The 17,653-nt window shown below is 61.4% G+C and carries 18 protein-coding genes; 7 read left to right on the forward strand and 11 right to left on the reverse strand.

Going from position 1 to position 17,653, the window contains the following annotated elements:
• Positions 1-73 precede the first annotated feature (73 nt).
• Positions 74-925, forward strand: a complete 852-nt coding sequence (locus AS9A_RS11585; RefSeq protein WP_013807201.1) for an MBL fold metallo-hydrolase — start codon at positions 74-76, stop codon at positions 923-925.
• Between the two features lie 7 nt (positions 926-932).
• On the opposite strand, the gene AS9A_RS11590 is transcribed toward AS9A_RS11585, so the two are convergent.
• Complete coding sequence (locus AS9A_RS11590) at positions 933-1,439, reverse strand: DUF2505 domain-containing protein (RefSeq protein ID WP_013807202.1); 507 nt, start codon at positions 1,437-1,439, stop codon at positions 933-935.
• Between the two features lie 113 nt (positions 1,440-1,552).
• Here AS9A_RS11590 and AS9A_RS11595 point away from each other — a divergent pair, with 113 nt between their 5' ends.
• The 4 genes from AS9A_RS11595 to AS9A_RS11610 are packed head-to-tail and all read left to right on the forward strand — an operon-like array spanning position 1,553 to position 4,851.
• Positions 1,553-2,302 carry an amino acid ABC transporter ATP-binding protein gene (locus AS9A_RS11595; RefSeq protein WP_013807203.1) on the forward strand — a complete coding sequence of 250 codons (750 nt, stop codon included), beginning with the start codon at positions 1,553-1,555 and terminating at the stop codon, positions 2,300-2,302.
• A 38-nt stretch (positions 2,303-2,340) separates the two neighbouring features.
• Positions 2,341-3,243: a glutamate ABC transporter substrate-binding protein gene (locus AS9A_RS11600; RefSeq protein WP_013807204.1), complete on the forward strand. Its 903-nt coding sequence runs from the start codon at positions 2,341-2,343 to the stop codon at positions 3,241-3,243.
• A 46-nt stretch (positions 3,244-3,289) separates the two neighbouring features.
• Positions 3,290-3,940, forward strand: coding sequence for an amino acid ABC transporter permease (locus tag AS9A_RS11605; RefSeq protein ID WP_013807205.1), 651 nt, complete (start codon positions 3,290-3,292; stop codon positions 3,938-3,940).
• Positions 3,937-4,851 (forward strand): amino acid ABC transporter permease, encoded by a 915-nt coding sequence (locus tag AS9A_RS11610; RefSeq protein WP_013807206.1) that lies wholly within the window; start codon positions 3,937-3,939, stop codon positions 4,849-4,851. The genes AS9A_RS11605 and AS9A_RS11610 overlap by 4 nt, the downstream gene beginning before the upstream one ends.
• Before the next feature lie 24 nt (positions 4,852-4,875).
• On the opposite strand, the gene AS9A_RS11615 is transcribed toward AS9A_RS11610, so the two are convergent.
• From AS9A_RS11615 to AS9A_RS11645, 7 genes are read right to left on the reverse strand one after another with little or no spacing between them, the layout of a single operon-like run.
• Positions 4,876-6,954, reverse strand: a complete 2,079-nt coding sequence (locus AS9A_RS11615; protein ID WP_013807207.1) for an AMP-binding protein — start codon at positions 6,952-6,954, stop codon at positions 4,876-4,878.
• Positions 6,951-7,853 carry a 1-acyl-sn-glycerol-3-phosphate acyltransferase gene (locus AS9A_RS11620; protein WP_013807208.1) on the reverse strand — a complete coding sequence of 301 codons (903 nt, stop codon included), beginning with the start codon at positions 7,851-7,853 and terminating at the stop codon, positions 6,951-6,953. The genes AS9A_RS11615 and AS9A_RS11620 overlap by 4 nt, the downstream gene beginning before the upstream one ends.
• A gap of 52 nt (positions 7,854-7,905) precedes the next feature.
• Entirely contained in the window at positions 7,906-8,667 is a 762-nt protein-coding gene (locus AS9A_RS11625; RefSeq protein WP_013807209.1) for a MerR family transcriptional regulator, read from the reverse strand.
• 43 nt (positions 8,668-8,710) lie between these two features.
• Positions 8,711-10,198 carry a flavin-containing monooxygenase gene (locus AS9A_RS11630; RefSeq protein WP_013807210.1) on the reverse strand — a complete coding sequence of 496 codons (1,488 nt, stop codon included), beginning with the start codon at positions 10,196-10,198 and terminating at the stop codon, positions 8,711-8,713.
• Entirely contained in the window at positions 10,195-11,115 is a 921-nt protein-coding gene (locus tag AS9A_RS11635; protein WP_013807211.1) for a hypothetical protein, read from the reverse strand. The genes AS9A_RS11630 and AS9A_RS11635 overlap by 4 nt, the downstream gene beginning before the upstream one ends.
• Position 11,116: 1 nt before the next feature.
• Positions 11,117-11,986, reverse strand: coding sequence for an SDR family NAD(P)-dependent oxidoreductase (locus AS9A_RS11640; RefSeq protein WP_013807212.1), 870 nt, complete (start codon positions 11,984-11,986; stop codon positions 11,117-11,119).
• Positions 11,987-11,988: 2 nt separating this feature from the next.
• Positions 11,989-12,873 carry an alpha/beta hydrolase gene (locus AS9A_RS11645; protein ID WP_049793716.1) on the reverse strand — a complete coding sequence of 295 codons (885 nt, stop codon included), beginning with the start codon at positions 12,871-12,873 and terminating at the stop codon, positions 11,989-11,991.
• 211 nt (positions 12,874-13,084) lie between these two features.
• Between AS9A_RS11645 and AS9A_RS11650 the strand changes: the two genes are divergently transcribed.
• Entirely contained in the window at positions 13,085-14,131 is a 1,047-nt protein-coding gene (locus AS9A_RS11650; protein ID WP_013807215.1) for a ferredoxin--NADP reductase, read from the forward strand.
• 37 nt (positions 14,132-14,168) lie between these two features.
• On the opposite strand, the gene AS9A_RS11655 is transcribed toward AS9A_RS11650, so the two are convergent.
• Positions 14,169-14,369 (reverse strand): hypothetical protein, encoded by a 201-nt coding sequence (locus tag AS9A_RS11655; protein ID WP_013807216.1) that lies wholly within the window; start codon positions 14,367-14,369, stop codon positions 14,169-14,171.
• Between the two features lie 245 nt (positions 14,370-14,614).
• Between AS9A_RS11655 and AS9A_RS11660 the strand changes: the two genes are divergently transcribed.
• On the forward strand, positions 14,615-15,430 hold the full coding sequence (locus AS9A_RS11660) for an SDR family oxidoreductase (RefSeq protein WP_013807217.1): 816 nt from the start codon (positions 14,615-14,617) through the stop codon (positions 15,428-15,430).
• Between the two features lie 73 nt (positions 15,431-15,503).
• Here the strand turns inward: AS9A_RS11660 and AS9A_RS11665 are convergent, their stop codons facing one another.
• Together AS9A_RS11665 and AS9A_RS11670 are read right to left on the reverse strand one after the other, a co-directional pair.
• Positions 15,504-17,042 carry an HNH endonuclease signature motif containing protein gene (locus AS9A_RS11665; protein ID WP_013807218.1) on the reverse strand — a complete coding sequence of 513 codons (1,539 nt, stop codon included), beginning with the start codon at positions 17,040-17,042 and terminating at the stop codon, positions 15,504-15,506.
• Positions 17,043-17,096: 54 nt separating this feature from the next.
• Positions 17,097-17,582, reverse strand: a complete 486-nt coding sequence (locus tag AS9A_RS11670; protein ID WP_013807219.1) for a TetR family transcriptional regulator — start codon at positions 17,580-17,582, stop codon at positions 17,097-17,099.
• Positions 17,583-17,653 lie beyond the last annotated feature (71 nt).

Raw genomic sequence — 17,653 nt, forward strand, 5'->3', positions numbered from 1 at the left:
TCCGCCCGCGCTCCTCAGAAAGATCCACCAAGTCAGCCCATCATGGAGACCAACCGCGTGCTAGAGAAGACATATGGTCAGCGACGAGATGAGCTGGGTCTGCGTCACCTGCGCGAACGAGTACCTGCCCGCGGGCACTCCACCCGAGTTATGCATCATCTGCACCGATGACCGCCAATACGTCCCATCAGGCGGTCAACAGTGGGTGCGGCTCGACGATGACGCCCACACCCGGAGACAGTTGACCTCCCGTGTGGTGGAGGACGGACTTTCCGAACTCACCTTCACGCCAACAGTGGGGGTCGGTCAGCGCACCTTCGTCGTGGAAACCGAGAGCGGGAACGTGCTGTGGGAGCCACCCGGTTTCGCTGGCCCCGTTCTAGTCGACTGGCTCCTCCAGCATGGCGGGATCTCCGCGATCGCGTCGAGCCACCCGCACCTCGTCGGAGCGAGTGTGGCACTCAGCCACCAGCTAGGCCACGTCCCTATATGGTTCAACGCCAGTGACCGGCGATGGGTCACACGCCCCGATCCCGTCATCAAATACTGGTCAGCGAGACAGCGTGTGCTGCCAGGTGTTGAACTCGTTCAATGCGGCGGGCACTTTCCTGGCAGTTCACTCCTGCTGATTGAGCGCGCCGCGGAAGGTCGCGGAGCGGTCTTGTCAGGCGACACGATCATGGTGGGCGCCGACAGAGCGAGCGTCTCATTCATGAGGAGCTTCCCCAACCTCATTCCCCTGCCGCCCCGTCTGGTTGAGCAGATCGCCGACACCGCCGGACATCTCGAGTTCGACCGGCTCTACAGTGCTTTCGGAGACGCGTGCATCATGTCGGGCGCGCGGGAAGTCATCCGCGCATCAGCCGACCGCTACATCGGATGGATAACGGATCAGATCGTGGACCCCGACGATCACACTCTGTGAGTAGTAGTCACGCTTGCTCGGCGCGCTCCGAGATCCAGGTGGCAGTGTCGTCGCATTCCGACTTCACCAGCTTGGTCACCATCTGCACAATCATCGGTTCGATCGCTCCCCCGATGAAGCGTGCCTTCACTTCGGTGCGCCCCTCGACATCCAGAGTGGCTCGCGCACCGTCCGCCCGGAGCACCAGCGTGCCTTCGGTGCTGGAGGTCAGCCCCGTGGAATGCGCAGTGAACTTCGCACCCGCCTGATCCCCCTCGAGAGGACCCCAGTTGTCGGTGCGAACAATGTTGAGGTCGCCGCGCAGCGCCTTCCGCACGATCGCCGGGAGCGACTCGCTAGGAATGTTCTGAGTGACAGTGACTTCGATTGTTCCCGGCCCTGGGCTTTCTATCGTCATCGTGACGTTCTCCGCCCCCTCGACCCGGCGCTGCCACAGCTCCGGAGTGATGAAGGCACGATGCACCTCCGCTACTGGATGATCGATCGTGACCGAGAAACTGAAATCCTTCGCCATGGGACATCACAGTACTGAGGCGCAGGCCCGGACGCGATATGACGCGGCGATGTCGAACCGGTGATTTCCCGATTCGCCGCGCTCCCAGGGAAACAACTGCCTAGAGTCATCTCATGACCGACGTCGGCGAACCACTCGTGGTCCTGAAGGATGTCAATAAACACTTCGGCGACCTTCACGTACTACGCGATATCAACCTGACAATTCACCGCGGTGAAGTGGTGGTGGTAATCGGACCGTCAGGTTCGGGCAAATCCACCCTGTGCCGTGCGATCAACCGGCTCGAAACTATCGGATCTGGCACGATTTCGATTGACGGAAAAGAGCTTCCCGAAGAGGGAAAGGATCTAGCCCGGTTGCGCTCGGACGTGGGCATGGTTTTCCAGTCCTTCAATCTGTTCTCCCACATGACGGTGCTCGACAACGTGACACTGGGCCCGATCAAAGTCCGGAAAGTGCCAAAAGCGAAAGCTGTCGAGCGTGCGCGTGAACTTCTCACACGTGTCGGTGTGGAAGTGCAGGAAAAGAAGATGCCCGCACAGATGTCCGGCGGGCAACAGCAGCGGGTCGCAATCGCTCGGTCGCTCGCCATGGACCCCAAGGTCATGCTCTTCGACGAGCCAACCTCGGCACTTGACCCCGAGATGATCAACGAAGTACTGGACGTGATGACCTCGCTGGCGAAGTCAGGCATGACGATGGTCGTCGTCACTCACGAGATGGGGTTCGCCCGGCGCGCAGCAGACCGCGTGGTCTTCATGGCTGACGGTGAGATCGTTGAACAGAACACCCCGGAAGAATTCTTCACGAATCCGCAGAGCAGCCGCGCGCAGGACTTCCTGTCTAAGATCCTCGCCCATTAGCCGCTCATCGGCTATCAAAGGGAAGTTGGGGCAATTCTATGCATCGCCGAATAATTGGCAGCCGGTCAGCCGTTGTCGGCGCAGCGCTGATGATGACGCTCAGCGCCTGCGGCAGCATTGGGGGCGCGAACGTCGAATCCCGTGTCGAGGTTGTCGACAATCCCGTGTTTGATGAAGGAACCACAATGGCGCGAATCGTCGAAGACGGGAGGTTTCGCGTCGGCATCAAATTCGACCAGCCCGGTTTTGGGCTTATGCGGCTAGAGGGCGGATTTACCGGTTTCGACGTCGAAATCGCACAATTCGTCGCCGCCGGGCTCGGATTCGAACCGAGCGATATCGACTACTACGAAGCGCCCTCGCAGCGGCGGGAAGAAATCCTCGAATACGACAATGTGGATATGGTGGTGTCCACCTACACGATCAACGATCGCCGCCGTGAACGGATCAGTTTCGCGGGCCCCTACTACATCGCCGGTCAGCAGTTGATGGTAAACGCTGACGACGAGCGAATCACCGGTCCAGAATCATTCACCGAACACCCTGATGCAACGGTGTGTTCGGTCACTGGGTCAACGCCCAGCCAGGAGATTCAGCCGTACCTCGCCAACGTGAGCCAACTGGTGCTTTTCGACGTCTACTCAAAATGTGCAGACGCGCTTCGCACCGGGCAGGTTGACTCGGTGACCACAGACAACGTCATCCTTCTGGGCTTCGTCGCGAAATCCGACGGTGAGTTCAAGATGGCGGGTGAGCAGTTCACAGAAGAGCCCTACGGCATTGGCATCACTAAAGGCGATGTTGCGTTCTGCGAGTTCATCAACGAACAGGTCCAGCTCGCTTACGACTCGGGTGCCTACACAGAGGCGTGGCTCGACACGGCGGGCTCCGTAGAAGGTGCACAGACGCCGGAACTCCCGGAGTTCGATCCATGTACCTGACCGCTCTGCGCAACCATTCGGGCCCAGCTATCGGAGGGACAATTCGATGGGCGTGGTAATCGACAATTTCGACCTGTACTTATCTGGGTTCCTGACATCGGTGATGATCTGCCTCTGGGGCCTCATCGGGTCACTTATCCTGGGCGTGATCATCGCGACGTTCCGGGTATCACCAATTCCCATCCTCAAGTGGGTCGGTTCGGCCTACGTGACGGTGGTCCGAAACACCCCATTGACGCTGGTGCTGTTCTTTTTCGCGTTCGGGCTCCCAGAACTGGGCATCAACACCTCCTACTATGCGTTCGGTCTGGCGGCGCTGATCATCTACACCTCAGCATTCGTCTGTGAGGCCGTGCGCTCGGGCATCAATTCAGTGTCCGCCGGTCAAGCTGAAGCTGCGCGCTCCATCGGCCTCGGATTCGGCCAGTCGTTGACGCTCGTGGTCTTGCCTCAGGCGATGCGGACAGTGGTGCCACCACTGGGCAGCGTCATCATCGCGATGTTCAAGAATTCCGCGGTGCTCGGCGCATTCGGTGTCGGTGGCGACCTCTGGAGCACCGGGATGGACCTGTCGAGCGCACAAGGCTACGCACCGTTGCCCGTTTTCATCGGTGTCGCAGTCGGATACCTCTGCATCACCATTCCTTCCGGACTGGCTCTGCAGGTAATTGAGCGGAAGGTGGCGATCGCGCGATGAAAGCCCTCACGACCCTGAAGCCTCCCGAACACGGCGCCACCGTGCTGTTCGACGCACCCGGGCCCCGCGCGCGCCGGCGCACTTTGATGTTCAGTGTCATCGCTGCCGTCGCGGTGCTCGCAGTCATAGGTGTCGCGATCCTCCAGCTGGTGCGGTCAGGACAGTTTTCGTATGCGAAGTGGGGACCGTTGATCGACCCCACAAACGAGTACTTCGCTCACGTGTGGGCACGGCTCGGTGATGGCTTTTTGCGAACGCTGATTGCCGCGGTACTCGCGATCGCGCTCTCCCTGATCATCGGTGTAGCGATCGGTGTGGCACGCATATCCGCGGGCCGGATCACGCGGACACCGATTGTTGCGTTTATCGAGTTGTTCCGCGGATTGCCGGTCATTCTCGCTATCTATCTGGTTTCGCGATTGGCGGACGAATTCCGGGTCGGGGTACCGCTCCCGGGTGACAACGTGCTGCGTTTCGACCTCTCCGTACTGCCAGGCGGAGACCTCTTGTGGGTGCTGGTTATCGGCCTCACCGCCTACAACTCGGTCATCATCGCGGAGATCGTGCGAAGCGGTGTCGTGTCGCTGCCCAAGGGCCAGAACGAAGCCGCACTCGCGCTTGGCTTGACGCGGTGGCAGAGTCTTCGGATGATCCTGCTGCCTCAGGCTTTCCGTGTGATGCTGCCGGCACTGATCAGCCAGCTCGTCGTCGTTCTGAAAGACACCTCGCTGATCGCTGTGCTTGGTGGTTACATCGAATTGCTGAAGATGAGCCGCCTGGTCATCGAGAATCTCGCAAATCCAATTCAGGTGTATGTGGTGGTCGCCGCTATATTCATCGCGGTCAACTACGCGCTCACGAAGTTCGCGGAATATGTCGAGCGGACGCTCGCCGCGCGGACGAGTGGCTAGGCGAGGGTACCGACGCTGCCAGGCTCAGGTATCGAGGAGTTGGCGCTTGACGATCTTCCCGGCAGCGTTGCGCGGTAGAGCGTCGAGAAACTCGATGTCGCGCGGCACCTTGTAGCGCGCAAGTTGTGCGCGCACCAAATCTTTCACTTCGTCGGCAGAGAGTGTTTCGCCATCCCGCAGGACGACGAACGCACGCAAGCGCTGACCGAATTTGTCGTCGTCGACACCAACACACGCGGCTTCGGCGACGGACGCGTGACGGGCGATAACGTCTTCGACTTCTCGCGGATACACGTTCTCGCCGCCGGAAACGATCATTTCGTCGTCACGGCCTACTACGAACAGACGGCCCGCCTCGTCGAATCGTCCGAGATCACCTGTCGCCATGAGGCCACCGATACGTTCCTTGTCACCGCCACCCGTGTAGCCCTCGAAAAGGTGTGCGTTGCCGACGTAGATGCGACCGGTCTCGCCTTGCCGCACTTCCTTGCCGGACTGGTCGAAGAGCCGCACAGTCGTGCCGCGGGTCGGTCGTCCAGCGGTGCCCGGCGCCGTGCGCAGATCCTGCGGGGTGGCGATCGTGGCGTTGGCAACCTCGGTAGAGCCGTAAAGGTTGTACAGGTTGTCGCCGAAGGAATCCATCCACCGAGTAGCGAGGTCACCCGCCAGCGCGGAGCCCGAGACCGCCACCACTTCGAGGGACGACGTGTCATATTTGTCGCGAACGTCCTTCGGAAGATCGAGGATGCGCTGCAGCATCACCGGGATCGCTATGAACGCTTCACATTTCGAGCGGTCGATCTCCGCGAGCCACTCCTCGGCACTGAACCTGCGCAGCATCACCACCGATGCGCCCAGCCCCAGCGCCATCACCAGGTTCGCGAGACCCCACGCGTGGAAGGCCGGCGCAGCCAGACCGATTCGCATCCCCGCGCGAAGCGGGATACGGCCGAGAAGCGCCGCCGGCGCCTCCAGGGTGAGAGTGCCGCCAGCTGCGACGGCACCACGGGTGGCGCCTTTCGGAGTCCCGGTTGTCCCGGAAGTCAGGATGGTGAGCTTCCCCGACCGATTGGGGACCGGCGGACGACGGCCATGGTATTCGACGGCGAACGATGCCAGGCTGGGCGCATCACCATCAGGATCCGCGTCGCTGAAGACCCGCAGCATATGCATGGGACTATCCCCCATCAGCGCGTGGAATTCCGTGTCGTAGATAACCGCGGACACGGCCTCCCGCGTTGTCACCTCCCGCAATTGGGGCCCCGAAAACTCAGTGTTCAGCAGCAGAACATCAGCGCCGACCTTGGCCACGGCCGTCGCGGCCTCAAGGAAACCTCGGTGATTGCGCGCAAGCACGCCGACCGTGTCGCTCTCAGTGACACCGTGCAGCGCAAGACCGCTCGCGATTGCGTTGCTGCGCTCGTCCACCTCAGCGTAGGTTTGGGTGCCGAATTCGTCGACAATTAGTGGCGCGCCGCCGCTGCGGATCGCCCCCGCCGCGACCGCTGTCCCTAGGCTCAGCCCCCACGTCCGCGCTGCCCACGCGAGCCGGAATAGCGTATCTGGTCTCATCGGCCGCACAATCCCCCTGCGCGCCAGCACACCGGCATAGGTAAGTTCCCGAATGGCGCGGCGGGGCAGCGAGGGTGGCGCTGGTTGTGGCGCCGTCCTATGTTCGACCTCGAGCTTCGCAGCCTCGAGCGCATTGGTGAACATCGAGTGCACCTTGGGGTATGCAGCGAGATCCGCGACAGTCCCCAGCACACCGGGGGCATCATAGGAGAAACGCAGTGTCAGCGCTGTGCGGCCATTGCTGAGAGGCCGGAATCGCAGGCGCAGGCGATGATCGACGCCGGTGAACGCGTTCCAGGCGAATTCGCGGGCGGGCGTGAAGTCGACGATAATGATGTCGCCGCCTACCAGTGCGGCGCCCAGCTTCAGATGAATCCGGTAACGCCCATCAAGTGCTGGCTTCTGTCCTTCTTCTGCGGGCGTCACGGTCATGGCGGAGCCGACGAAGCCTGCGAGCTGCGCAGGGTCCGCGCAGGCTTCCCACACCGCTTCGGGTGGCGCATCGACTTCGATTCTTTGTTCGAACTTCATCCGATCACCGGTAACTTCCGCTCGATCTGCAGGGCGGTCAGCACGTCCTGCATGCGCGCCAGAACATCTTCATAGACCTCGTCCCAGTCTGGGGCCTCGCCATACTCGGCGCGAAGATCAATAGGTTCCAGATACTGGATGACGATTTTTGACGGCAGTGGCACAAATGGCGCGAAAGGCGGCGTGAGCCCGTAGGGAACCGACACCATGATGGGGATGGTTTTGAGCCGGAAGATCCGGTCAACGCGCAGCAATCGAGCGAGCCACTCCCCCCGGGAAAGAAACAGCGCGGTCTCTTGGCCACCAATCGTCACCTGCGGAACAATAGGAACGTTGTGTTTGTACGCGAGACGCAGGAAGCCTTTCCGGCCGCCGAAGTCCACTTTCGCTGATTCCCAGCTCGGTCTGAACACCTCGTAGTCACCGCCCGGGAAGACTTGCAGCACAGCTCCTTCGGAGAGGGCCAGGTCAGCATTGGCGGGATCCGCCTCAACTGTGCCGAACCGGCGAAGAATCCACGCGAACGGTGAGTTCAGCACCAATCTGTGGGCGAGTTGATAGAACGGCCGTTGCGTACCGAGGTACGACGAAATAGCGAGCTGGGAGATGAACACTTCGGGTGACTGCAGACCGCCGGTATGGTTGCCGACGATCAGCGCTGGGCCCTTCCCCGGTAGATGGTGTAAACCCCGCACGTCGGGACGGAACCACAGGCTCATCAGCAACCACAGTCCGGGGAGAAGTTCGCGGATCGAATCCGGATCGCGTGCCTCTAAGTCCCCTGGCCGGAACCGCGGCATCAGCCCCGAGAGAGGCCGGGTAAACGTTCCGGTAGCCCCCTGCGTCAGAGCCCGCACGGTACTGAGCATCTGCCCAGCTACGCTCTCGCCGAAAGCCATCGCGCTCCTCGATTCGATTAGTGCACGTCCCGGGGTGCCGGTGCGCCCAAGTCTAGGGCGGGGGCTGGGCGGGAGGGCGAGAGTTCGACGAAGCAGCACCGTCGAAGTACTGGTCCAATCCCTGCTTGAGGTTGTGATCGACGGCTCGAGCCAGCAGGATGTGAACCGACTGCACCGCCACATTCTCAAGCCGCGTGATGGCGTCGATCGTGCGGCCCACATCCTCTGTGCGTTCTGGTGTGTCAGTTCTGCGCTGCTGATTTTCGATCAGATCCAGTCCCGCCCTGATCATGATCTGGGCGATCTGGTCGACGTGCTCGGTCACGGCACCCATGACGTCGATCAGCGGGCGCAGTTCAAACCCGAAGTCGCGCAGTTCGAGGAACGCTTCGACCAGTTGTGTTTCGGCGAACACGGCATTGTCGTTGTTGATCGAGACCATGCCCATCTCGATGAGTTTGTCTAAGAGTTCTCGATCGCGCGCTCCGAGGAATGCTTCGATTCCGTGCAGAGGCACCTCGAGTGTCTGATCGCGGGACCACGTCGCGGTGGTGGCGCTGGGCAGCCCGAGGATCTCAGCGAGACTCTTGCCGCTCTCCCACCCCGCGATGAAGTCCACTATGTGCGCGCTGGTGAAACCTCGCTGGAGCAGCGTGTCAATGAGCTTCAGCCGCTCCAGGTGTGACTCATCGTAGAAGTTTGTGCGGCCACGACGCTGCGGTTCGTGCAACAGGCCGCGTTCCCGATAGGCACGAATATTGCGGGTGGTGGTGTTGGCGGCCTGTGCAAGGTCATCGATCCTGTACTCCGCCATCCGAAGCTGGTCCTCCCGCGCACGGTCGCATGAAAGTGGTGATTTACCTTCTTTCTACCAGGCGTGGCTGAGCAACTGCGTCGAAGTCAGCCATATCTACGGCGCGGAGCTGGTGGGCGAACTCAGTGGCGAATCCCGGGAACATAGTGGCGTTGAATTTGTCTTCCGTGAGATACCAACTGGAGCAGCCAGAATTCCATGTGGTTCGGCGGAGGCGCCGCTGCAGCCGGGCGTTGTATGTGTCTTGCCGATCTCTGCGAACATCGAGCATCGTGAGATCACGCTCCACGATGATTCTGACCGCTTCGGTGATGTAGTCGATCTGTGCCTCCATGTAGACCAGCGCTGAGTTGTGGCCTGGCCCCGAATTGGGGCCGAATGTGAAGAACAGGTTGGGATATCCAGACACAGCGACGCTCTTGTGGGCATACGCGCCGCGGCTCCACTCGTCGGCAAGCACTTTCCCGCCGCGGCCTCTGATGGGAATGGGTGTCCCCGTTTTCGACACATCGAATCCGGTCGCGAAAACGATGCAGTCGAATTGGTGCTCGATGCCTTCTGCTGTGCGAATTCCCTTCGGTGAGATCCGCACGATAGGCCAGGTCACCAGCTTGCAGTTGGTGCGCTGCAACGCTGGATAGTAGTCGCTGGTCATCAGCAGCCGCTTGCATCCCGCGCGAAAATCCGGCGTCAATTGACGTCTGAGCCAGGGATCTTTCACCTGTGCTCGCAACTGTGCCTGACCGACAAGCTCAACCGCGCGGGTAAGTGGCGTCTTCCAGACAACACCAAGCGCAACGGTCTCGTGCCCCCAGAACCAGGCTTGCCGTGCGGCTGACTGTACGGCGGGCAGCTGGCGGTACAGCGCCTTCGTTGCACCGCTGGTCCGGCGGTTCACACGTGGGAGAACCCAGCCAGGCGTTCGCTGGAAAACCTTCACCGATTCCGCGTTTTTCACCAGTTCAGGAACGATCTGAACGGCGCTGGCCCCGGTGCCGACGACAGCAACTTTCTTGTCTGCGAAATCGTAGCCATGATCCCAGCGCGCACTATGAACCTTGTGGCCTTCATAGGTTTCAATGCCGGGAATGTTGGGGAAGCTGCAGTTGGACAACGGACCCGAAGCAACCACTACGGCGCGGGCGTGCAGGGCTGGCTGGCCTTCTACAGCGACGGTCCACAGGCCGGCTGTCTCATCGAAGTCGAGCGAAGTGACGTTGTGGCGGAATCGGATTGAAGGTTCCAGGTCATACTCACGCACCATGTGTTCGATGTAGGTGAGGATCTCTTCGCTTCCTGAGTAGGTGTGCGACCAGTCCGGGTTTGGCGCGAAGCTGTAGGAGTAGAGCCGTGACGGGATATCGCAGGCGGCGCCAGGGTACGTGTTGTCGCGCCACGTGCCTCCCACCGCAGTGCCCCGCTCGAGAATCACGAAGTTGTGGATACCTTTATGCCGCAGCCGAATCGCTGCACCGAGTCCGGCAAAACCAGCGCCTACTATCGCCACGTCGAGTGGCGGTGGGGCGCTCACGCGGCGGCCTCGTACGTGAGTTCCTTCGACCACGCAGGCTGGGGCCGGAGGAGTCGCCTCGGATAACGGGCAGTGAGCTTCACCATCGTGTCCGCAAACAGGTGGTACGGGTGGTTACGGTCGATCACCATCGCCGCATGCACCTTGATGATCTGATACATCGGTAGCCGTCGCGAGTACGCGCTGCGGTCCCCGGCCGCCTTGAATCTCTTGAGCGCGGCGTAAAGCCGGTCTTCGTCCACCCCCATCGCGACGATGTTGTCACGCATTTTGTTCAGCAGAGGCACGTAACTGAGCGCACCGACGATGAGCGACGGTTTCAGCCAGCCACCGACGAGGTCAATGGCCATTTTTCGTGTTGTCGCGTGTCCGAGAAGGTCCATCACGGCAAAATCCACAGCGAGATGCCGAGATTCGTCAGCATTGATCTTCCGGAATACGTCCTGACAAACGGGATCTTTGATCTCGTCAACGATGAACTTCACCAGCGCACCATCGAGCGCGACTTCTAGCATCGGGATTACGGTGCCGAGGAACGAGAGGGACATGCCGTCGGAGTACTTGTCGAGCCAGTCGATGACCAGCTTGACATTGATGTTGGGTTCGGGAACTTCGTCGCCGTCCAGCATGCCCCAGCGGCGCATCAGTGCGAGCTCGGCGTTAGCGTGGCGCTGCTCCTCGGCGTGGAAGTACCGGTAGATCTCTTTCAGAGTGTCAGTTGGTGCTTTTTTCGCCATTGCGGCGAACCCTCGTGCGCCAACATTTTCGATCCACACAAGGTCAGCCATGAATGGTTTGAGCCGTGCATGCAGGTCGGGACTTACGGTCTCCACGCCGGGAGCATCCCAGTCGATGTCAGCGAGTGACCATTGGCGTGCCTTGATCTTGGTAAGCATCTGATCGAAGTCGAAGGACATGTCAGGCTCCTGTCGTTTCACGTACGGGTGGTTGCGCCTGCTCGCGCGGAAGGGTTCTGTTCATCAGCCCGAGCGCCCAGGTGTACTGCCGGGGCAGGTGGCGCTTGAGATGCCAGAGGGCATGTGCATCGAGTTGGGGCAGGACGTATAAACGCCCTTTGTCGTGGGCGTCGAGTGTCATGCGCGCGACTCGTGCGGGTGAGTGTCCTGTCCATTTCATGAGGAAGTCAGCGAGCCTGAAGGACTGAGCGGTGATCCGCCCGTCGCGGGCGACGTTGGTTTTGACGAAGGTCGGGCATAGCACCGAAACGGTGATTCCCGTTCCGTTGAGTTCGGCGGCAATCGTCTCCGAGAGCGATACCACCGCTGCTTTGGAGACGTTGTAGGGAGCCATCAGTGGCGCGGCTGCGAATCCCGCAGCGGACGCCACGTTGATGATTCCGGCCGGTTGTGTCCGCCGCAGCTGCGGCATGAACAGTTCGCAGCCGTAGACGACTCCCCAAAGGTTTATGCCTAAGGCCCACTCCCAGTCGGTGAAGCCGATCTCGCCGACCGGTCTGCCACCGATTCCGACACCCGCATTGTTGACGACCAGCGTGGCTGGACCGCGGAAAACGGTTTCGGCGTGTGCGGCGAGGTTCTCAACGTCTCCGCGAACCGAGACGTCACAGAAGTACGAGTGGGCTGCGCCGGGGTATTTCGCGTTGATTTCCTGTGCAGCCTTATCTGCCCGGTCACGGTCGACGTCCGCGCAAATCACGTCGCCGCCTCTACGGGCGAGTTCAATGGCGATGCTCCGCCCGATGCCGCTGCCCGCACCTGTGACCACGGCGCGTGCGCCGTACGAAGGCTTTGTCCTGTGCTGGTTCATAATTAGCCTGCCTGCTCAGTTAGGGACAGGTCGCGGGAGGACCAAGCTCTGGTGATGAACTGCCCCGCGCGGCGCAGAGCTGGCCGTGCCTCCGGAACGAGGCGCGGCAGCGCCTGGAAAACGTGCATCTGACCGGGCCAGATCTCCAGTTCGCAACTGCCCCCGGCCTGGGTGACGAGGGCACGGAGGTATTCGGCATCGGCGCTGAGCATCTCTTCCCCACCTGCTTGCACCAGCAGTGGCGGCAGCGCGGTTCCGGCAGCGAGACCGAGCTTTAGTCGTGGATGATCCGCGGGGTGCCTGCCCGTGTAGAGGGATACCAGCTTTCGTGCATTTTCGGCGCTGATCATCGGATCTCTGCGAGTTCGTTCCTTGGCTTCAGCAAGAGAAAGCGAGAGATCCATTAGTGGCGAGAACAGCACCGCCGCGGAAGGCTGCGGTGTTTGGGTGCGCGCGTTTTCTATGAACAAGTCAACCGCCAAGTGACCGCCGGCCGAGTCCCCCGCGACCACTATCTGGTCGCTCACGTAGCCCTGCCCGAGGAGCCACCGATAGGCCGTCTCGATGTCCTGTGCGGCGGCAGGGAACGGATGTTCTGGCGCCAGCCGGTAGTCGACAGTGAAAACAGGCGCACCAGATGCCTGCGAAAGCCTCGATGCGATTCCGCGGTGCGTACGGGCTGAGCACACCACATAACCACTGCCGTGGATGTAGAAGATCGCCCGATCGGACTGTGTGACACCTGGCCCTCGTACCCACTCCCCCCGGACTGCGCCGGACCTGACCTGTTCGACGCGCGTACCACGCAGGGGCGGTCCGAGCACCCCCATCGAGACGGACACTAGCTGTCGTGCGAACCACACACCGGGGTTGTTGAGCGGAACCACATTTGTCAAATTACGCAGCACACAACGTGTTCCAGTTGCCGCTGCCCGCGAACGCCATGATGCCCGCCGGGGCACAGCGCGAAGCGGGGATCTCGTCGACGTTGACTGATCTACCATGCACATAGCATCATTCACTATTGTGCCAGTTGTCAATGGCACAATGGAACAAGGTAAGAAGTCGTCTCGGCAAGTTCTAGAAGGAGCCACGAGGATGCCGCCCCGATATCAGCTCACCATCACCGAAGTGGTGCGCGAAACGCCCGATGCAGCCACCCTCGTGTTCGAACCACCGCCGTCTGGTGCACCGCTCGTTTACCAACCCGGACAGTTCCTTACAGTTCGCGTTCCAGACAGCGGCGCCGGATCGGTCGGTCGCTGCTACTCGCTGTGCAGTTCACCCGCTACAGACGCGCGGCCAGCTATAACAGTGAAGCGCGTGTCAGGCGGGACTGCGTCTAATTGGTTGTGTGACAACGCTATTCCTGGATTGGTGCTCGATTGCCTAGCACCCCGCGGAACATTCACGCCGCAGGACTGGGATCGGAATTTCCTTCTGTTTGCGGCGGGAAGCGGCATCACCCCGATCATGTCCATCCTCAAAACGGCACTACACGACCACGGCAACTCGCTCACTCTCGTCTATGCAAACCGAGATCACGAGTCGACGATCTTCGCTTCGCAGCTTGCAGAACTCGAACACAGACACCCCTCCCGATTCACGGTGTACTACATGCGGGAGTGTGAGTCTGGACTGCCCAATCCCGACGCCCTCGCAGCGAGGCTCACAAGCATCCCTGTCAACGATCGGCACGACGCCTACCTGTGCGGGCCTGAACCGTTCATGGACGCTGCTGCAGCAGCACTCCAAGTAAGCAACATGGCCACCAGCCGCATCCACCGCGAGAAATTTCAGTCCCTGACTTCGAACCCATTTAGTTATGCCGACAGGGCATCCGAACCACGACCTGAAGAAAAGGATCTGTGCACAGTCCGCGCCACTGTTGACATCGCCGGTGACAGGCACGAACTCGAATGGCCCCGTGAGTCCCGATTACTTGATCTGCTATTGGACCAAGAGATTGACGCTCCCTACGCATGCCGTGAAGGTTCCTGCGGCGCCTGTGCATTCACCCTCATTAGCGGTGAGGTGAAGCTTCTTAGCAACGACACGCTCGACAGTTACGAGTTGGAGCAAGGGGTACGCCTCGCCTGTCAATCAGTTCCCCTGACCGACGACGTTGAAATCGAATTCAACTAGTTACCCGCGGTGTCGCAGGGCCCGGGCAAGTCGGGCCTCAGATGCAGGGTGTCGTGAACAACGTGACGCGGAAGAACGATACTTCCCACTGAGTCCCGAAGCCGCCTGGATAGACGCAGAAATGCGGATGCGGCCACATTTCCGGAGCAGCGCTTGCAACCGCGGGCGCCCCAATCGTGACGCCCGCCGCGAGGGCGCCGACTATCATGAATTGACCAATTCGTTGTTTGAGAGCCATCGTGGCCTCCGAGGCTGGGTTAAAGATCTGGATAACTATGCTATTTTAGCGCCAATTAGTCAGCTTTGAAATACTAGATTTGCGAATTTACAGCTAGACTCAGTCCAACAGTTTCAATTTCAACAAACAGCCCTGAATATTGAAATATCAAAGACGGCGCTGATACGAGCTAATAGTTTAGATTTCGAGCGAGATGGCTTTATTCGGTTGCGGCGCTCCGCCGCGCGCAGTGGAATGAAAGCGTGATGAACAGTCGTAGCTTGTCCGGGCGCGTCGCGCTGATCACGGGTGTCAGCCGGCGTCAGGGAATCGGCTATGCCGTTGCGCGACGTCTCGCTGCGCTCGGTGCCGGGCTATACCTCACTCATTGGGTTCCACATGACGCAGCACAGCCGTGGGGCGCTGATGACATTGACGCCCTGCTAGGCGGCCTACCCGGTGCTCCGCAGGTAGTGGACCGCAGCGTCGACTTCGCTAATCCCGATGCGCCGCAACAGGTGATGGATGAGGCTGTCCGCAATTTCGGGCACGTCGATATCCTGGTGGCCAACCATGCACGAAGCGGCAACGACGGGAGCCTCTTCGACATAGATGCCGACATGCTCGACGGACACTGGGCCGTGGACGCACGCTCAGTCCTTCTACTGACTCAAGCGTTCGCACGGCAGTTCTGTCCCGGCCGAAGCGAAATAACTGACAGAGGGCGCGTCATCTGGATGACCTCGGGTCAGCATCTCGGGCCCATGCGTGACGAAGTTGCGTACGGATCCGCGAAATCGGTGCTGGCGGGAATGACTCAGACGGTCGCATCAGAACTGATTGAGCGCGGCATCATTCTCAACACCGTCAATCCCGGCCCGGTCGACACCGGTTACCTCACAGCAGCGACAACCGATCGGGACGTATCGCTGGTAGCGGAAGTACACGCCGCGTTCCCTCGGGGCAAAGTGGGAACACCCGATGACCCGGCACGGTTAATCGCTTGGCTGGCAACTGACGAAGGACGTTGGGTCGTCGGCCAGGTGATCAATTCTGAGGGCGGATTCCGACGCTCAAAATGAAGACCAGTTTTTGGGTGTGGGTGTGTGCCCGGCGGGTGGGGTGTTTCCGGCCGGGTTGTGGGGTGTGTTGGTGTTAGAAGGGTGGTTCGGTGCTGGTGGTGGTGGTGTTGTTGTGGCAGCGGGTGGCGTGGTTGATGCCGCGTTCGGTGCGGACGCGGGCGGCGCGGTGTTGGGTGCGGGTGCGGGCGGCGCGGTGTTGGGTGCGGGTGCGGGTTTTTTTCGGTAGTCCCGCGGGTTCTGTGTTCGGGCTGGGGAACGCGGGTGGGGCGCCGGTGAGCAGTTCGACGGGCCCGGATTGGTAGAGGGTGTAGGTGAGTCCGCTGGGTGCGTGCAGCACCATGGTGCGGTCGCCGCTGGGGGTGAAGGTCCAGCCGCAGAAGGTTTTGATCCGGTGATGGCCGCGGCACAGCGGGCCCAGGTTCGCCGCGACCGTGCGGCCCCCGGCTTCCGGGTCGGTGTGGTTGAACGGATCGTTATGGTCGAGGTCGCAGTCCCATGCCGCCCGGTCACAGTGCGGCCATTGACAGGTGCCGTGCTCGGCGCGGGACCGGTCCGCGACCTGCAGGCGGGGCCGGTACGTCAGCGCCGCGTCGTCCTGGCAGGCCGGGGCAGACGGGACCGGATCGCCTGGCACAGGCGGATCAGCCGGACCTGCGGGGTGTGTCTGGCTGGGGGTGAGGGGGCGGATGATCGCGTGGGCGGCGATCTCGCGGGCGAGGGCGCTGTCGATGATGCCGTACCCGTCGAGATACGCCGGGGTGTTCTGGTCCTGCCCGGTCAGTGCGGTGTCGGTGAGGATGACGTGCACGACCGGTTTCCGGCGGGCAGGCAGCGCACCGCGCTGGGTGCAGCCGGTGCTGCCGCACCGGCACGCCAGGCGGGGCTCACCATGGACCAGCGCGGTCAGCGCGTCCGCGCGGCGCACCGGGAACGGGCGCGGGTCCTGCGCGCAGACCTCTTTCGCCATTTCCGTGACCCGCGCATCAAGGAACCGTCCCTCGTCCGCGCGCAGACTGGCCAGCACATGCACCATCCCGTCCTCCGCGGCGGAGACCTCCACATACCGTTCGTCCTGCGCGCGCTGGCGCCGCACCCGGATCCCGTCCGGATCCACCGCGGTGATCACCCGGTCCGCGAGATCCCGTAACCGCCGCCCCGACGCGGTACCACCCCTGGCCAGCACCCGCGCCAGGATCTGCTCCTCAACCGCCCCGATCGCGGTCCCGGTCACATTCCGGGTCGCGACCTCGACCTGACGGGCCTGATACACCGACACCAGCCCCGCCGCGACCGCTTCCCGGAACCGCGGCAGCCGCGCGGCGAGCGCGTCCCCGAAATTCACCACATCCCCGGCCGCGCGGCGGCTGAGCCCCAGCGCGGCACCGATCTCCGCTTCCGCCTGCTCATACGCATCCAGCACCCACCCGCCCTGCTCGTCCTCCCGCGCCCGGTACCGGCGGAACAACTCCGCGGCAGCCGCGTACTTCCGCTCCGCGACCACCGACTCCAGCCGATGCCACACCCCCGCCGCCGCGATCACCCCCGCATCATCAAGCTCCCCGAAATCCTGCACCCCGACACCATCCAGCGCCCCCACCAGCAAATCGAACATACGAACGAACCTACCCACCACCCCTGACAAAAACAGACACACCAGACGGAGGTGTCAACTGTCCAAGATGATCGCGAGGCCGCGGGCAAACGACTCGTCGAGGTCGGGATCGTGGGGTATCAGTCCAAGTGCGCTTGCCTGACTGTGCAACTGGGTGGCCTGGGTGTGCCCGATGACATAAATCAAGAGCGTGCGAGCGACGTCGGGCGAGGAGTACTTAGCTAGCTCGGCTTCCAGATCGGACGTTCCAAGCCGGAATGCTGTCGCCGTCGCGACCACTTCGGCGCCATCACGGATGCCCAGCATGGCGTCCCTTAGCCGATGCGATGCCGCACCGAGGTCCTCGTCGATAGTTACTGGTCCGACGATTCTCGCTGCCATGAGAGTCAGCAGTGTCTGCTTGTTCTCTACATGGTGATAGAGCGCGCTCGGCTGGACGTCGAGTTCGGCTGCGACGCGTCTCATGGAGAAGAACTCCATCCCCCGTGCGTCGAGTACACGAAGCGCGCCATCGATGACGTCGTCGAGTGAGTTAGCCACACGCCCAGCATATCGGCTAACCTGAACACCATTCAGGTGAACACTGTTCAGGTATGGCAGAAACGGAATTC

The sequence above is a fragment of the Hoyosella subflava DQS3-9A1 genome (genome assembly GCF_000214175.1).
In the GTDB taxonomy this organism is placed as follows: domain Bacteria; phylum Actinomycetota; class Actinomycetes; order Mycobacteriales; family Mycobacteriaceae; genus Hoyosella; species Hoyosella subflava.

What these genes read in the sequence shown, in the direction of transcription:
- AS9A_RS11585 (WP_013807201.1), top strand. Translation starts at nt 74, where the DNA reads ATGGTCAGCGACGAGATGAGCTGGGTCTGCGTCACCTGCGCGAACGAG.
- AS9A_RS11590 (WP_013807202.1), bottom strand. Translation starts at nt 1,439, where the DNA reads ATGGCGAAGGATTTCAGTTTCTCGGTCACGATCGATCATCCAGTAGCG.
- AS9A_RS11595 (WP_013807203.1), top strand. Translation starts at nt 1,553, where the DNA reads ATGACCGACGTCGGCGAACCACTCGTGGTCCTGAAGGATGTCAATAAA.
- AS9A_RS11600 (WP_013807204.1), top strand. Translation starts at nt 2,341, where the DNA reads ATGCATCGCCGAATAATTGGCAGCCGGTCAGCCGTTGTCGGCGCAGCG.
- AS9A_RS11605 (WP_013807205.1), top strand. Translation starts at nt 3,290, where the DNA reads ATGGGCGTGGTAATCGACAATTTCGACCTGTACTTATCTGGGTTCCTG.
- AS9A_RS11610 (WP_013807206.1), top strand. Translation starts at nt 3,937, where the DNA reads ATGAAAGCCCTCACGACCCTGAAGCCTCCCGAACACGGCGCCACCGTG.
- AS9A_RS11615 (WP_013807207.1), bottom strand. Translation starts at nt 6,954, where the DNA reads ATGAAGTTCGAACAAAGAATCGAAGTCGATGCGCCACCCGAAGCGGTG.
- AS9A_RS11620 (WP_013807208.1), bottom strand. Translation starts at nt 7,853, where the DNA reads ATGGCTTTCGGCGAGAGCGTAGCTGGGCAGATGCTCAGTACCGTGCGG.
- AS9A_RS11625 (WP_013807209.1), bottom strand. Translation starts at nt 8,667, where the DNA reads ATGGCGGAGTACAGGATCGATGACCTTGCACAGGCCGCCAACACCACC.
- AS9A_RS11635 (WP_013807211.1), bottom strand. Translation starts at nt 11,115, where the DNA reads ATGTCCTTCGACTTCGATCAGATGCTTACCAAGATCAAGGCACGCCAA.
- AS9A_RS11640 (WP_013807212.1), bottom strand. Translation starts at nt 11,986, where the DNA reads ATGAACCAGCACAGGACAAAGCCTTCGTACGGCGCACGCGCCGTGGTC.
- AS9A_RS11650 (WP_013807215.1), top strand. Translation starts at nt 13,085, where the DNA reads ATGCCGCCCCGATATCAGCTCACCATCACCGAAGTGGTGCGCGAAACG.
- AS9A_RS11655 (WP_013807216.1), bottom strand. Translation starts at nt 14,369, where the DNA reads ATGGCTCTCAAACAACGAATTGGTCAATTCATGATAGTCGGCGCCCTC.
- AS9A_RS11660 (WP_013807217.1), top strand. Translation starts at nt 14,615, where the DNA reads ATGAACAGTCGTAGCTTGTCCGGGCGCGTCGCGCTGATCACGGGTGTC.
- AS9A_RS11665 (WP_013807218.1), bottom strand. Translation starts at nt 17,042, where the DNA reads ATGTTCGATTTGCTGGTGGGGGCGCTGGATGGTGTCGGGGTGCAGGAT.